The sequence below is a fragment of the Variovorax sp. HW608 genome (assembly GCF_900090195.1).
GTDB lineage: Bacteria > Pseudomonadota > Gammaproteobacteria > Burkholderiales > Burkholderiaceae_C > Variovorax.
The window spans coordinates 219,662-232,153 of record NZ_LT607803.1 but is presented as its reverse complement, the minus strand read 5'-3'; the positions used below and the strand labels follow the sequence as shown (position 1 = coordinate 232,153).

The 12,492-nt window shown below is 64.6% G+C and carries 13 protein-coding genes and 2 pseudogenes; 1 reads left to right on the top strand and 14 read right to left on the bottom strand.

The features are described 5' to 3' along the window. Nucleotide 1 precedes the first annotated feature (1 nt). The 10 genes and pseudogenes from VAR608DRAFT_RS01085 to VAR608DRAFT_RS01050 form a co-directional block, all read right to left on the bottom strand. Nucleotides 2-1,153, bottom strand: coding sequence for a hypothetical protein (locus VAR608DRAFT_RS01085; RefSeq protein WP_088952385.1), 1,152 nt, complete (start codon nucleotides 1,151-1,153; stop codon nucleotides 2-4). Beyond that, complete coding sequence (locus tag VAR608DRAFT_RS01080) at nucleotides 1,150-1,464, bottom strand: hypothetical protein (RefSeq protein WP_197700446.1); 315 nt, start codon at nucleotides 1,462-1,464, stop codon at nucleotides 1,150-1,152. Before VAR608DRAFT_RS01080 ends, VAR608DRAFT_RS01085 begins: the two co-directional genes overlap by 4 nt. 173 nt (nucleotides 1,465-1,637) lie before the next feature. Then, the gene (locus VAR608DRAFT_RS01075) at nucleotides 1,638-2,933 is read right to left on the bottom strand and encodes an acetyl-CoA hydrolase/transferase family protein (RefSeq protein WP_088952383.1); all 1,296 of its coding nucleotides are present in this window, start codon (nucleotides 2,931-2,933) and stop codon (nucleotides 1,638-1,640) included. Nucleotides 2,934-3,072: 139 nt separating this feature from the next. Then, nucleotides 3,073-3,198, bottom strand: a pseudogene (locus VAR608DRAFT_RS36610) (nucleotidyl transferase AbiEii/AbiGii toxin family protein); the annotation flags it as partial. A gap of 408 nt (nucleotides 3,199-3,606) precedes the next feature. After that, nucleotides 3,607-4,026: pseudogene (locus VAR608DRAFT_RS36605) on the bottom strand (radical SAM protein); the annotation flags it as partial. Nucleotides 4,027-4,059: 33 nt separating this feature from the next. Then, nucleotides 4,060-4,629: a 3'-5' exoribonuclease domain-containing protein gene (locus VAR608DRAFT_RS01065; protein WP_088952382.1), complete on the bottom strand. Its 570-nt coding sequence runs from the start codon at nucleotides 4,627-4,629 to the stop codon at nucleotides 4,060-4,062. Next, nucleotides 4,626-5,168, bottom strand: a complete 543-nt coding sequence (locus tag VAR608DRAFT_RS01060) for a toprim domain-containing protein (protein WP_157730536.1) — start codon at nucleotides 5,166-5,168, stop codon at nucleotides 4,626-4,628. Before VAR608DRAFT_RS01060 ends, VAR608DRAFT_RS01065 begins: the two co-directional genes overlap by 4 nt. 389 nt (nucleotides 5,169-5,557) lie before the next feature. Continuing rightward, nucleotides 5,558-5,716 carry a hypothetical protein gene (locus VAR608DRAFT_RS36600; RefSeq protein WP_157730535.1) on the bottom strand — a complete coding sequence of 53 codons (159 nt, stop codon included), beginning with the start codon at nucleotides 5,714-5,716 and terminating at the stop codon, nucleotides 5,558-5,560. 138 nt (nucleotides 5,717-5,854) lie between these two features. Next, a complete protein-coding gene (locus VAR608DRAFT_RS01055; protein WP_088952380.1) occupies nucleotides 5,855-6,649 on the bottom strand; it encodes a hypothetical protein in 795 nt (264 codons plus the stop codon). Further along, nucleotides 6,649-6,996 (bottom strand): TA system antitoxin ParD family protein, encoded by a 348-nt coding sequence (locus tag VAR608DRAFT_RS01050; RefSeq protein WP_157730534.1) that lies wholly within the window; start codon nucleotides 6,994-6,996, stop codon nucleotides 6,649-6,651. The genes VAR608DRAFT_RS01055 and VAR608DRAFT_RS01050 overlap by 1 nt, the downstream gene beginning before the upstream one ends. A 359-nt stretch (nucleotides 6,997-7,355) precedes the next feature. Between VAR608DRAFT_RS01050 and VAR608DRAFT_RS01045 the strand changes: the two genes are divergently transcribed. After that, on the top strand, nucleotides 7,356-7,997 hold the full coding sequence (locus VAR608DRAFT_RS01045; protein WP_231973104.1) for a hypothetical protein: 642 nt from the start codon (nucleotides 7,356-7,358) through the stop codon (nucleotides 7,995-7,997). Nucleotides 7,998-8,061: 64 nt separating this feature from the next. Here VAR608DRAFT_RS01045 and VAR608DRAFT_RS01040 read toward each other — a convergent pair whose 3' ends face one another. From VAR608DRAFT_RS01040 to VAR608DRAFT_RS01025, 4 genes are all read right to left on the bottom strand, one after another. Continuing rightward, entirely contained in the window at nucleotides 8,062-9,063 is a 1,002-nt protein-coding gene (locus VAR608DRAFT_RS01040) for a tyrosine-type recombinase/integrase (protein ID WP_088952378.1), read from the bottom strand. Then, the gene (locus VAR608DRAFT_RS01035) at nucleotides 9,060-10,427 is read right to left on the bottom strand and encodes a tyrosine-type recombinase/integrase (protein WP_088952377.1); all 1,368 of its coding nucleotides are present in this window, start codon (nucleotides 10,425-10,427) and stop codon (nucleotides 9,060-9,062) included. Before VAR608DRAFT_RS01035 ends, VAR608DRAFT_RS01040 begins: the two co-directional genes overlap by 4 nt. After that, complete coding sequence (locus VAR608DRAFT_RS01030) at nucleotides 10,424-11,692, bottom strand: site-specific integrase (protein ID WP_088952376.1); 1,269 nt, start codon at nucleotides 11,690-11,692, stop codon at nucleotides 10,424-10,426. The genes VAR608DRAFT_RS01035 and VAR608DRAFT_RS01030 overlap by 4 nt, the downstream gene beginning before the upstream one ends. 91 nt (nucleotides 11,693-11,783) lie before the next feature. Next, nucleotides 11,784-12,449 (bottom strand): hypothetical protein, encoded by a 666-nt coding sequence (locus VAR608DRAFT_RS01025; RefSeq protein WP_231973102.1) that lies wholly within the window; start codon nucleotides 12,447-12,449, stop codon nucleotides 11,784-11,786. Between the last annotated feature and the right edge of the window lie 43 nt (nucleotides 12,450-12,492).

Genomic DNA, 12,492 nt, shown 5'->3' with positions numbered 1-12,492 from the left:
GTCACCCAGACCAGAGCCCGGCCTCGGTCAGTCGACGCAGCAAGGCACCCCGCGTGGCGTGGCGCACCAGGAGACGCCGCATCGCGCGATCGAATTCCTTGTGGCTGGACGTCAGCGCATAGCCCTCGGCAAGATCCGTCAACGCGTGAACCGCTTGTGCGTACCCCGACGCCGAGCCGCGCCCCGCCAACGCATCGACGGTGGCCCAGCGCTGGTCCACATCAGCCATCAGGAGCCGCAGACTCGCTTCGCGCTGCCGACGGCTTTCGGCCTCCTTGACGGCGCGTTCTTGCGCCTCGCGCGCCCGGCGCACACCCGAGGCCGACCGCGCGAGTTCGCGCAGTTGCGCCAGGCTGCGCCGGGGTGCGGACGCGGACGTCGTTGGCCGTTGTTCCTTCAGCCATGTGGCATGGCGAGTTCGGATCCGACGCTCCGCCTCGCGGCCTTGGCCCAGTGCAACCAGCCTCAGCACGGCAGCCATCTCCTCACGCGACCATCCGGTCAGCCAAGCCTCGATGGCGGCGGCGTGCGTCGAATCCTCAGCGGCAGCGCGCGGGCTTCCTGCCGCCGCGGCAGCGAGCAGGTCGGGATCGACTTCGATGAACTCGGCCAGGGCCTGCTGGGAAAGCGTCAGGTCTGACAACCCGGCGGGCGGCTCCGGCTCCAGCATATCGTCGTTGAGCTGGCCGGCCGAGGCCAGCCACCCCAGGTAGAGGGGCCGCAGATCACCGCGCAACAGTTCATCCCGCAGCGGCGCCAGTCGACCCATCCAGCCGCTGCCATCTTCCATGTCGAAGCGTTCGTAGTTCTCGCTTTCATCGAGCGACCAGTCGATGATCCAGTGTTCATCGCTGGCATCGATGGTCAATGCGGCCCCCGCGGCGAAGGACCTCAGATCCGCCTCGCGATACGTTGCCAGCGGCAGACGCAGCGACAGCCGGCAACTGCACCAGTTCGCCGTGTAGACGAAGGCATCGAAATAGCGCCGCATCCACTCGGCGGGATCGGCCTTGAGTCCGCCCCACTCGTAATGGTTGACGAAGCCGGAGGCGCTGATCTGGCCGCGCGTGGACACCTTGCGCAACTGTGTCATCTCAGCCGCTGTGAGCGGGCGGTCGATGGCCGCGAATTCGTAGTACTGGTATTCGCTCATCTCGCACCCTTGCGCTCGCGTACCGGCTTGGGTTGACGCACGGCGCGGAACGCCGAGTCGTCACCGAGGTGAATGTATAGGTGCCCATGCAACTCGTCACCAACGATCCCGGCGTGCCCGCGGCCCATCTGCTCGGTGCCTTCGTCGAAGCCGTGCCATGTGAAATCGACGCGTCGTCCCTGCAGCTTGGAGTGCTCGCAGTCTGTCTGGGCCTGCACCATGCCAAACTGGAAGCTGCCGGACCGACCGGCTCCGAAGGTGATGTAGCCGGGGCCGTCCATGTCCACGTAGTCCTGGTCCCAGTTGCTCATCCAGACGATCCGCCAGGTACCAGCCAATGGGTTCCGCGTCGTGCTCATGAAGATCGCAATTTGCTGCCCGACCTTTACTGTAAGTGAAGCGGTTCACGGACCAGCACCATGAAAACTCACGTACTGACTGCCCATGTCGCCGCGCTGCCGCGCAAACGAGTGGCAACGTGTGACTAGATCAGACGCATTTCCTTCGCCTGGCTCCTGAGCTCGTCCCTGAACGCCGGGTGGGCAATGCCGATGAGCTCCTGTGCGCGCTGCTTCGCTGATTTTCCGCGCAGCTGAGCCACGCCGAACTCCGTCACCACATAGTTGACGTCGTTCTTGCTGGTCGTGACATGTGTGCCAGGCGAAAGCATGGGCGCGATACGCGAGAGCGTGCCGTCCTTCGCGGTGGCAGGCAACGTGATGAAGGACTTGCCGCCGCGCGAGCGGTTGGCGGCGCGCACGAAGTCGGCCTGGCCGCCCGTCCCCGAGTAGGGTGCACTGCCAAGGCTTTCCGAACCGCATTGGCCCAGCAAGTCGACCTGCAGCGTCGCGTTGATCGACACCAGCTTGTCGTTCTGGCCGGCCAGCATCGGGTCGTTGGTGAAGTCGACCGGGTGCATTTCCAGCGCCGGGTTGCGGTGCATGAAGCGATACAGCTTCCGCGAGCCCAGCGCAAATGTGGCGATGATCTTGCCCGGCAGGTAGTTCTTGCTGCGGCTGGTGACGGCGCCGCATTCCACCAGCGACAGGATGCCGTCACCGATCATCTCGGTGTGGATGCCGAGGTCGCGCTTGTTGGTGAGCTGCATCACCACCGCATCGGGAATGCCGCCGTAGCCGATCTGGAGCGTGGAGCCGTCCTCGATCAGATCTGCCACGTGCTTGCCGATGGCTTCCTGCACGGGGCCGATGGTAGGAAGGCCGACTTCGAGCACCGGCTCTTCGCTTTCGATCAGCGCCGTGACCTGAGAGATGTGTACGCGGCAGTTGCCGAAGGCATACGGCACGTTCGGATTGACTTCCAGCACCACGGCGCGGGCCTTGGCCACGGCGGCCATGGTGTAGTCGGTGCCGATGCTCAGCGAGAAGTACCCCTCGTCATCCATCGGCGAGGCGAGGCTGAACACCACCTCGGCGCCGATCTGGCCGCGCTCGATCTGGGCTGGTATCTCGCTGAAATAGTTTGGAATGAAATCGATCCAGCCGGCCTGGCCTCCCGCGCGCGTGGCGCCGCCATAGAAGAGCGCCACGTGGCGCACATGCTCGACGGTTTCCGGGTCGATGTAGTCGTACTTGCGAACGGCCAGAATCTGGGAAACCTTGACATCCCGGAAGCTGCGGCGCTGTTCGGACAGCGCCGTGAGGAGGGTCGGAGGCTCGCCGGCGCCGGTGGGGACGATGATGGTGTCACCGTTGCGCACATGGCGCACCGCGTCTGCGACGCTGGATCGCTTCTGACGATAGAGTTCGATTGCTGCCATCGCTTGTCTTCCTCGTTGTGAATGGGTTCCGCATCACGGCTGGAAGGATAGGCGCAATCCGAAGGCGTGCGTGCTCGGTTCGTTACTGAGGGGCGCTCGCATGGGTTTGTGAGGGGCTCGGTTTCGCCATGATGTGCTTCAGATCCTCGTGAATCGGCCTGTTGTGGCTTGCCAGATACACGATGAACGCCCGACGGATGCCATCGGGGATGCCGCCGTGGGCTTACAGCTGCATCACGTCAAAGAGGTCACGTGGTTTCCACCGAAGGTGTGCGGTTGTCCCCGGGGCTGCTTGAACAGCCGCCTTCATCGGCACTCGCTTCCTCGCCACCATCTCCTCAGGAATCGCGCCGAGCACCGTATCCATGGCTTCGCTGGCGCGCTCGAGCACTACGCGGCCATCGGCCTCCACCACGTGCAGCGACTTTGATGCGAAGTCTAGCCAGCGCACGTCGAGCCGGCCTTGGAGTGCGTGCCGCTTTCGCCGCACGCGTTCGCGCAATTCGCCGCGTTGGGTAGTCGTTAGTCCGTATTCGCCTTGGACGCGGTAGCCGTTCCCGCGAGGGATGAAGGGCAGGATGCTCAGACGTCGAACGCCGTGGGCGAGGCAGTAGTCCGCCATCCAGTCCAGCACCCATTCGGCACCGGCTATCACCGTCGTCTGTACAGTGGCCGAGACGCCACCTGACATCAGGCTGTGCAGGTGCTGGGTGGCCAGGTCGAATGCCGGGCGTCCGACGATGGTGTCGTGATGCATGCGGTCGCCGTGCAGGCTCAGCTTGACCTCGGTGCCGTTGGCGCGCAGGGCACTCAGCAGTGCGTCGGGCAGCACAATGCCGTTAGTCGTCAGCCGAGTCGCGCAGCCGCGGGCCTGCGCGTGGGATAGCAAGGCCGGCAAGCCTGGGTGGATAGTCGGCTCACCACCGCAGAAGTGGATGGTGCGCACGCCATGCTTGGCGAGCCAGTCCACACGTTGCTTGAGGATGTCGGCAGAAGGGTGAACTCCGTCGGGCGGCGCCAGGCAGAACCTGCAACGCGCATTGCAGTAGCGCGTCACGCGCAAACACACCGTCGATGGCAAGCGCGGTTCCATGGGGACCTCTCTTTCCGGCTCGCCGGGTCTGCATCAGCGTCGCCGGCTCTCCGCGAGCATGTTGCAAAAGAGTGCGCCTTGCTCGATGGCGTCGTCAAGCGCCACGTGGCTGTGCGGCAAGTCGTCAAACCATCTCTTCGGCATCGCGCTCTTGGTGCTTCGGCGGAAGTCTCGACGTAGCATAACCATGGCCATGGTCTTCAGGTCGAGCGCCGAGAAGCTGAAAGGGCTGCGTCCGACGAAGCGCATGAGGTACCAATAGACGAACATGAAGTCGAAGGAAGCGGGGTAGCCGACGAACACTGGTAGCCCGGGCAGGTCATCGAGCCACGCGGTGAAATCGACCATCGCAACCTGCGGCTGGCGCTGGTCGGTACGCGATGCTTGCCAAGCTTCGGGATGCTGTGCCCACCAAGCCATCGTGTCTGGGTGGCCTGTGGCCTCGGGAAGCGGCACCAGGTTGGCCGAGAAGGTGGTCACCAGGGTCTTGTCCGCGAGGTAGGCGGCAGACGCGAAGCTCAGCATCGAGTGGGGGCCGGGGATTGGGCCGTCGACTTCGACATCGGTGCTGACGTAGATCTCGGTTCGAGTCTTCTCGTTCATGCGTCCGCAGTATCCGCGAATGTGAGGCTGTTGCGTAGCCAGCGTGCTACGGTGGCCGGCCCGCGCTTGCACAGCGCCGTGTTCCAGTCCTTGCAGCGCGGTGGCGGCAGCAATCGGCGTACCTGCGGTAGTCGCCGCGCATATGCGGCCACCTCGTGCTCGCCGGGCCGGTTAGCATCAAAGCCCAGCCACACCAAGCGACCGGCGCAGACCTGCGGCAACCAAGGTGCCCACCTTCCGATGGTTGCCACACCACTGTATCCGCAGACGGCGAGCGACAGTGCGTCGAAAATGCCTTCGACGAAGATCAGGGGTTCGCCGCGCCAGCCGTCACCCACGCATGAGACGCCGCCGCCTGGGCCGATCGTGAGCATCTTGTCCTCGTTGCGCAGGTTGCTGAGGTAGCGGCCGTGCACCGACACCAGCATGCCCGCCTGGTCGTACATGCCCACCACCACCGCAGCGCGCCCATCCCAGTCCGGATCAAAGCGCAGGCCTGCGGCGTCGGCGACCGTCAGCGGAATGCCGCGTCGCTCCACGTAGGTCTGGCCTGGCGTGCCTTCGAGAGCTCCAGCTCGTGCCAGGCGCTCGGCTGGTAGTTCGCCGGACCGGGGCATGCACGAGGGATCGCTGCCATGAGGACACATGAACGAGCCTGCGGTCGCGACCTATTCCGCCACCCGGAGGATTCCCTCCCCGGGGGGCGCGTACTCCGGGAAGAAGCGATGGCGGCGCATGAGTAACGGGTCGTCCCAATGGCGGGTGAAATCGGACCGATAGTTGAAGAGAATCCGCGTGGATCGACCTCCGGGTCGCTGCATCAGTAGTCGGCGATGCTCTCGGTGCCGTCACAGCAGACGATCAGATTGCGTGCCGAATTCGAGCCAATCACGTCACCCCTCCCGGCTGGGCCATCGTGGGCCTGACTCTACACCGCGTCAGGGGCACTGTGTTCAGCCGCGATCCTCCTGCCGGAGGAAAAAATCTGCATTCGGCACAGGCCTGCGCGAAGCATGGTGGCCGGTAGCGGTCGGTCGAGCGTGAAGCCAGAAGCGTCGAGGCGCTCCCTGGTGGTCTTGATCGTCATTCTTCGAGACTCCCTGGCGCCGTTTTCCTGAGGCATGCAAGCCAGCCGACCGGGGGAGGGCGATTTGCCGTTCTCAAGCGCAACGCCAGGGCGTGGACTCCCAACCAGGTGCAGTTGTTTTGACGCCGGTCGGCTCGCTCAAGGCGCCAGCTTGCGTGCAGCAGTCTTGCGTCTGGCGACCGCAAGCGCCTCTAGCTTGTCCAGTTGCTGCGCGTGAGACGCAGCCGTCGTGCGCAGCTGTCCGCGGTCAACGGCATCGAGCACTTCAATTTGGTGCTCCTTGAGAAGGCGTTTTCCAGGCTGGCTGTTCGCGAGTTGGTAGATCCGCTGCAGTTTCGTGCCCAACCGTTCGCCCTCTTGCGGATTGCGCGCGAGTTTCAGCAGCACGGCTTTTGCCACCTCGATCGCCCACAGCGCCTGCGTCAACACATGCGGCCCCTTGTCCTCGAATAGGCCTACGGCGTTCTGTACGCGCGATTCGAGAACATCGATTGGGTCCATAACCCGAATGAACCGCCCGGGGCGCCACTCCACCTTGACGCTGTCCTGAATCACCTGGTTCGTGAAATCGGTCGACTTCCTGAGACCGCTTACGGTGAAGAGCCTATGAAGAACGTCGATGTTGCGCACCTTGCCGTCGTCGACGGGCACGCGAATTTGACCAACCAGCGAGGTCATGGCTCTCTTGGGCGGCGTCAGGACGCTTGCGCGCATAGCCGCGGCCAGGTCATGGGCCCGAGCAATGTTGCCCAAAACATCGCCGTCATTGGAGATCGCGACACCGTCAGGGTTGATGCCGTAGCGATCCATCCAGAATGCCAGCGCCTGGCCTCCCACGAGGACCATGTCGACGCCCATGTTCGAGAGCAGCAGATCAACCGTCGCCGCATCGAGCGGAGCTTCATCGAAGGGCAGAGTTGGGCTTGTTGCCATCAGTACGGTGAGTCGACGAGCTTCGCGCTCTTGCCGCGGCCACCAGAGAACCAGCTCATGCTTGCGGCCGAATGGCGCCCGCCTTTAACACTCGCCAGATCCTGGCGCTGCTGCTGGCGCTTGAGAGCCCAAAGCTCCTTCTCGGAGCTTGCTTGCACGCGCCCCTGAGTGTCGCCTGAGCCCAGCATCCGCGCCACGTCTGCGACGGTCAGTCCCGCGGCTTCACATGCAGCCCCAACGCGCGCCCAGTACTCGATCTGCTGCGCAGCCGATCGGGACATGAGGGCTCCTTCCTGCTGCGCTTGCTTGAACAGCGAGGCTCCTACCCGAATGGAGTTTGAGGACATAGGATGTGGCAATTTACCACAACGGCGCCTCCAATACTCTGTCGGGGTTTTATGGGACCTGCTCCTTGCTCTACGGCTGACTGCTCGGTGCGTATTTCGGTTCATCGTGACCGCCGATTTCGGCATCGTGACCGCGCATTTCGGTCATCGTGACCGAACCTGCATTTCGGCTCATCGTGACCGACCGTTTCGGGATCGTGACCGGCCATTTCGGCGATCGTGACCGCCGTGACGGCGCCCCATAACAAGGGCGCTGGTCCCACCGGCAGTGCTGCGTAGAGAACGCAACCCCGGGCCTCCTACCCTCGACGGTTTTTGCCCTCGAGCCGCGGATGCCCAAGCAACAACTCTCTCTACGCATGATCAAAGATGTTCTCCGCCTGAAGTGGCACGCGCAGCTCTCGCACGAGCAAGTCGCCGCCACGTTGAAGATCTCCAAGGGCGTCGTGGCCAAGTACGTCGGACTGGCCACCGCCGCCGGCCTCGACTGGGACACCGTCCAGCACTGGGGCGAACAGCACCTCTCGACGGCACTGCAACCCCGCTCGCAAGCCGCTTCGCCCGTCGTCGTTCCCGACTGGGGCCGCATCCACCGCGAACTCGACCGCAAGGGCGTCACGCTGATGCTGCTGTGGCAGGAATACGTGGAGGCGAATCCGCAGGGCCGCACCTGGCGCTACACGCAGTTCTGCGAGCACTACAAGGCCTTCGCCGCCACGCTCAAGCGCTCGATGCGCCAGCACCGGCGCGCTGGGGAGAAGATGTTCATCGACTACGCCGGCTCCACGGTGGCGCTGAGCGACGGCGCCCGCGCCCAGGTCTTCGTCTCGGCCATGGCCGCCTCCAGCTGCGTGTTCGCCTGCGCGACGCCCACGCAACGCCTGGACGACTGGATCGAGGGCATGGTGCGGGCACTGCATTTTTACGGCGGCGTGCCGGCGAAATCAGCAGCTACTGATTTCGCCGGTAATCGTGAGGACCGTTTAATGCGAAGGAACTGATGTGGTCCCTGGATCCGAACACGCCCAAGACGGACAGTTCCTTCGCATTGGTGGCTGCACGCAGTCAGAGCGATTCCAGCCAGGCGAGCAGGCTGGCATCGCGTCGCCAAGGCGCAGACTTCTTGGTCGGTGGTGGCTGCAGCCGCTCCAGTGCTTCGCGCTTGGTGTCCAGGTTGGCTTGGGCGTAGTGATAGGTGGTCTCAAGGCTCGCATGGCCCAACCAGCTGCGGATTACGGCGACATCGACTCCAGCGGCGAGTAGATGAACCGCGGCAGCGTGCCGAAACGCGTGCGGCGAAACCTTCTTCAATGCCAGCGTTGGCATCACTTGGGTGGCGGCACGGACGTACTGCGCGAGCTTGAACCGCACGCCTGATGCGCCCAGAGGTGCCCCGTAGCGGTTGACGAACAGTAGTTCATCACCGGTGCGTGGCTGGCGCTCGAGCAGTGCTGAGAGCAAGTCGACCGTCTCCGGCCACAGCGGACAAATGCGTTCCTTGCGGCCCTTGCCGAACAGGCGAACGCAACGTGGTGTATCGAAGCGAACATCGGCGACACGGACATCGAGTGCCTCCTGAATACGTGCACCAGTGTTGTAGAGGAACCATAGCAACGCGTGGTCGCGTTGACCCTCCAGTCGGCCACGGTCGGGCTGCGCCAGGATCGCCTCGATCTCGTGCAGCTCGAGGTCCCGGTGGGCTGGCCTGGGTGCCTTCTTGGTGGGGATTCGCAGCACCTCGGCGCACTGCGCGACGGCCGCAGGCTCGCGCTCGGCGACAAAGGCGAAGAAGCTGTGTAGCGCCGCGAGCCGGCAGTTGCGCGTGCCGATCGACACCTTCCGATCGCACTCGCTGTACTGCAAGAATGCAGCCACTTCGCCGGCGCTCAGCGCCGGCAGAGTGAGGTCGGTGACGCGGCAGTGTCGGTGCGCGGCGACGAAGCGCAGGAACAGTCGCCACGCGTCGCGGTACGAGCGTATCGTGTGCACGGAGGCGTTGCGCTGTTGGACCAGCCGCTCATAGAAGAAGGCGTGCAGCAATGCAGGGAACGGATCGACCGGCTTCATCGCGCTGCTCCCGTCGTGGCGTGCAGCTTGCGCAGTGCCAGTTGCCGGAACCGCTCGCTGGCCAGTTGCAGAAGCTCTTGAGTCACCGTCAGGTACACCAGCGTCGAATGGATGTCCTTGTGGCCGAGATAGGTCGCCAGGTACGGCAGCCGCGCCTGCGGATAAATGCCCTGTCGATACCACGCCAGCATGCGATAGACGACGAATACGTGACGAAGATCGTGGATGCGGGGTCCGCACCTGCCCCGATCCGGCTTGAGCCCGGCTCGCCGAAGAACCCGGACAAGTAGCTTCTCGATCATCACTCGCGAGTAGCGGCCCGCGGCCTGCTGATGCCAGAACAGGCCGCTGCTGCCGTCCTGCGGTGCGCCGGCCCGGCGCCGGGCGTCGAGATACTCGCGCAAGACGGCCATCACGCTGCCGCTGAGCGGCAGCACTCGGGACTTGAAGAACTTCGTCTCGCGCACTTCGAGTAGACCGGCGTCCAAGTCGACGTCGCGCAGATCGAGGCGCGCGAGTTCGCCCAGCCGCAGCCCGGCGCAGCCAGCGAGCACGAGCATGGTGTGAAGCGCGTGCGGGCGCAGGGGTGCGCACGGGGACGGAAAGCTTCCCGCGGTGTCGAGCAATAGGCGTAGCTCCTGCGGGGAGTAGATGTAGGGGCGGCGCTGTTGCTGCTTGGCGCAACGCTTGAGCCGCCGATCCGGCGGAGGCAGATCGATGGTCGGATCGAGTCGTCGCCAGGCGCGCGCGACTGTGCGCGCCGTCTGTTCGCACTCCCAGGCGTCGTTCAGCGTCCGGCTCTGTGCCGCCCACTGCTGCAGCAGCACCTTCGGCGGTTGGCCGGCGAGCTCCGGGCGGCCTTGCAGGAAGCGATCGAAACGCAGCAGGCGCGCCGACTGCGTCTCATAGCGGTAGCCGATGGCGCGCATCAGCTCGACGTGCCGGCGCAGCATGTCGCCCAGAAAGCTGGCGAACCGTGGCGGCGGGCGCAGGGCTTCGAGCGTGCCGTGTGGATCGGCCGCAAACAGCGCACGCACGACCGGGGTGCTCCATCGTTGAGCGTAGCGCTCGCGCAGCTGGGCAAGGGGGTTGATCGGGATCGCCGCTTCGGACTGCAGGAAGTCGAGGAAGCGATCGACGATGCGCGCCCTATGCAGCACCAGATATGACTGCCAGTGCGCCGTACGATCGCGCAGCCAGGCCTGCAGCGTCGCGATGCCGACGCTCGGGTCGTCACGCTCGCGCACGAAGCGCTGAAACCCGCGTAGCACGCACCGGTAGACCGCTACTGTGTCGCGGCTGCGCAGCTTCAGGTGCTTCAGATGCCGCTCGATCGCAGAGTCGTCGTCAGGCCAGGTGTTCATCGCGCGCCCTCCCCAATGAGTTCATCGATCTCCAGAGCCACATCGCGCAACTCGTCCACAGCGAGCTTCAGATACGGCGCTGTCGATGCTGCGGATCGATGTCCCAGCACATCGCCAATGACCTTCGGTGGGACTCCACTGCGCAGCAGGCTGACCGCGCGCGCGTGCCGGAAGGCATGAGGACCCCGCTTGCCGTCGGTTTGCACGCCGGCGGCGTTGAGCCGTCGTTGGAGCTGCGCGTACAGACTGGATCCGCTGGCAAAGCGCCGATAGGGTGCACGTGCGCGAATGAAGATCTCGCGAGCACCTGTTGCGGGCCGACCGTGGCGCAGATAGGCGAGCAGCGCGGATCCGACCGCCGGCAGCAGCGGCAGCACCGATTGCGCGCCGGTCTTGGAATGCCGCACGAACAGTTGATCGCCTCGCCAGTCGATGTCTTCCAGCCGCAGCCGAACGATCTCCCCGGCACGCAGCCCATAATTAGCGAGCAGCAATACGATGGCGTGGTCGCGCAGCCCTGTCGGCGAGCGGTCGGCGCGGCAGATCCGCACGACGTCGTTGATCTGCTGCACCGATAGCGCCGAAGGGATCGACTCCAGCGCGTAGAGTGTCGGCGCCAACACGCGGCTGGCCAGCTCGTCGGGCGTTCTACCACTGGCGTGCAGGAAGCGCAGAAAGCTGCGCAACCGCTGGGCCAGCGACTTGCGTGAGACGCGCCGCAACGAAGGCGCCCGCGCCTGCTGGTACGCGTCGATGTCAGCGGTGCTCAGCGAACGCAGCTCGTCGGCCAACGACTGTTGGCCGTGACGCCAGCACATGAACCGCCGCGCCTCGGCGACCAGGTCGTCAATGGTCTCGGCGGCCATCCCCCTGTCCTGCTCGAGCCACTGAGCGAACTCATCACAAAGCGAGTGGGCAAATGCCTCGAATTCATTGCCTGGCGAGGGCTCAGGCGGCCATCGGCCCATGACCATCCGCATCAGTTGGTGGATGCCTGCGCTGTGCGAGCCGCGCCAGCTTCCCATAGACCGCGGCGCGTGTCCGTGGCGTCGCTGGAATCGTCGTTGCTCGCAGCGCAGGTACTGCTCCTCGTGCAGCGGCTGCAGATCTGCGACAGCGAGCTTGCGCCGCTCGAGGTAGCGAAGGAAGTTCGCAGCGACGGCGCATTGGCGTCGGATCGCGCCTGAGCTGTAACCGGTGTCAACGAGTTGGTGCTTAAGTTGCCTCAGCAGCGCAGCATGCTGTGGCGAAACGCGGTCAAACATGGCGTGTCTCCTTGATCGGGATGCATCCCGATCAAGGGCATAGACGAAACCGCCAAATGACGAGCAGGTGACCTTCTGATGGAAGGGGTGTTCAGAGTGGTGCCGCAGTGGGGGTGACTCTGCTTCGCATTAAACGGTCCTCACGATTACCGGCGAAATCAGCAGCTACTGATTTCGCCGGCACGCCGCCGTAAAAATGCAGTGCCCGCACCATGCCCTCGATCCAGTCGTCCAGGCGTTGCGTGGGCGTTGCGCAGGCGAACACGCAGCTGGAGGCGGCCATCGCCGAGACGAAGACCTGGGCGCGGGCGCCGTCGCTCAGCGCCACCGTGGAGCCGGCGTAGTCGATGAACATCTTCTCCCCGGCGCGCCGGTGCTGGCGCATCGAGCGCTTGAGCGTGGCGGCGAAGGCCTTGTAGTGCTCGCAGAACTGCGTGTAGCGCCAGGTGCGGCCCTGCGGATTCGCCTCCACGTATTCCTGCCACAGCAGCATCAGCGTGACGCCCTTGCGGTCGAGTTCGCGGTGGATGCGGCCCCAGTCGGGAACGACGACGGGCGAAGCGGCTTGCGAGCGGGGTTGCAGTGCCGTCGAGAGGTGCTGTTCGCCCCAGTGCTGGACGGTGTCCCAGTCGAGGCCGGCGGCGGTGGCCAGTCCGACGTACTTGGCCACGACGCCCTTGGAGATCTTCAACGTGGCGGCGACTTGCTCGTGCGAGAGCTGCGCGTGCCACTTCAGGCGGAGAACATCTTTGATCATGCGTAGAGAGAGTTGTTGCTTGGGCATCCGCGGCTCGAGGGCA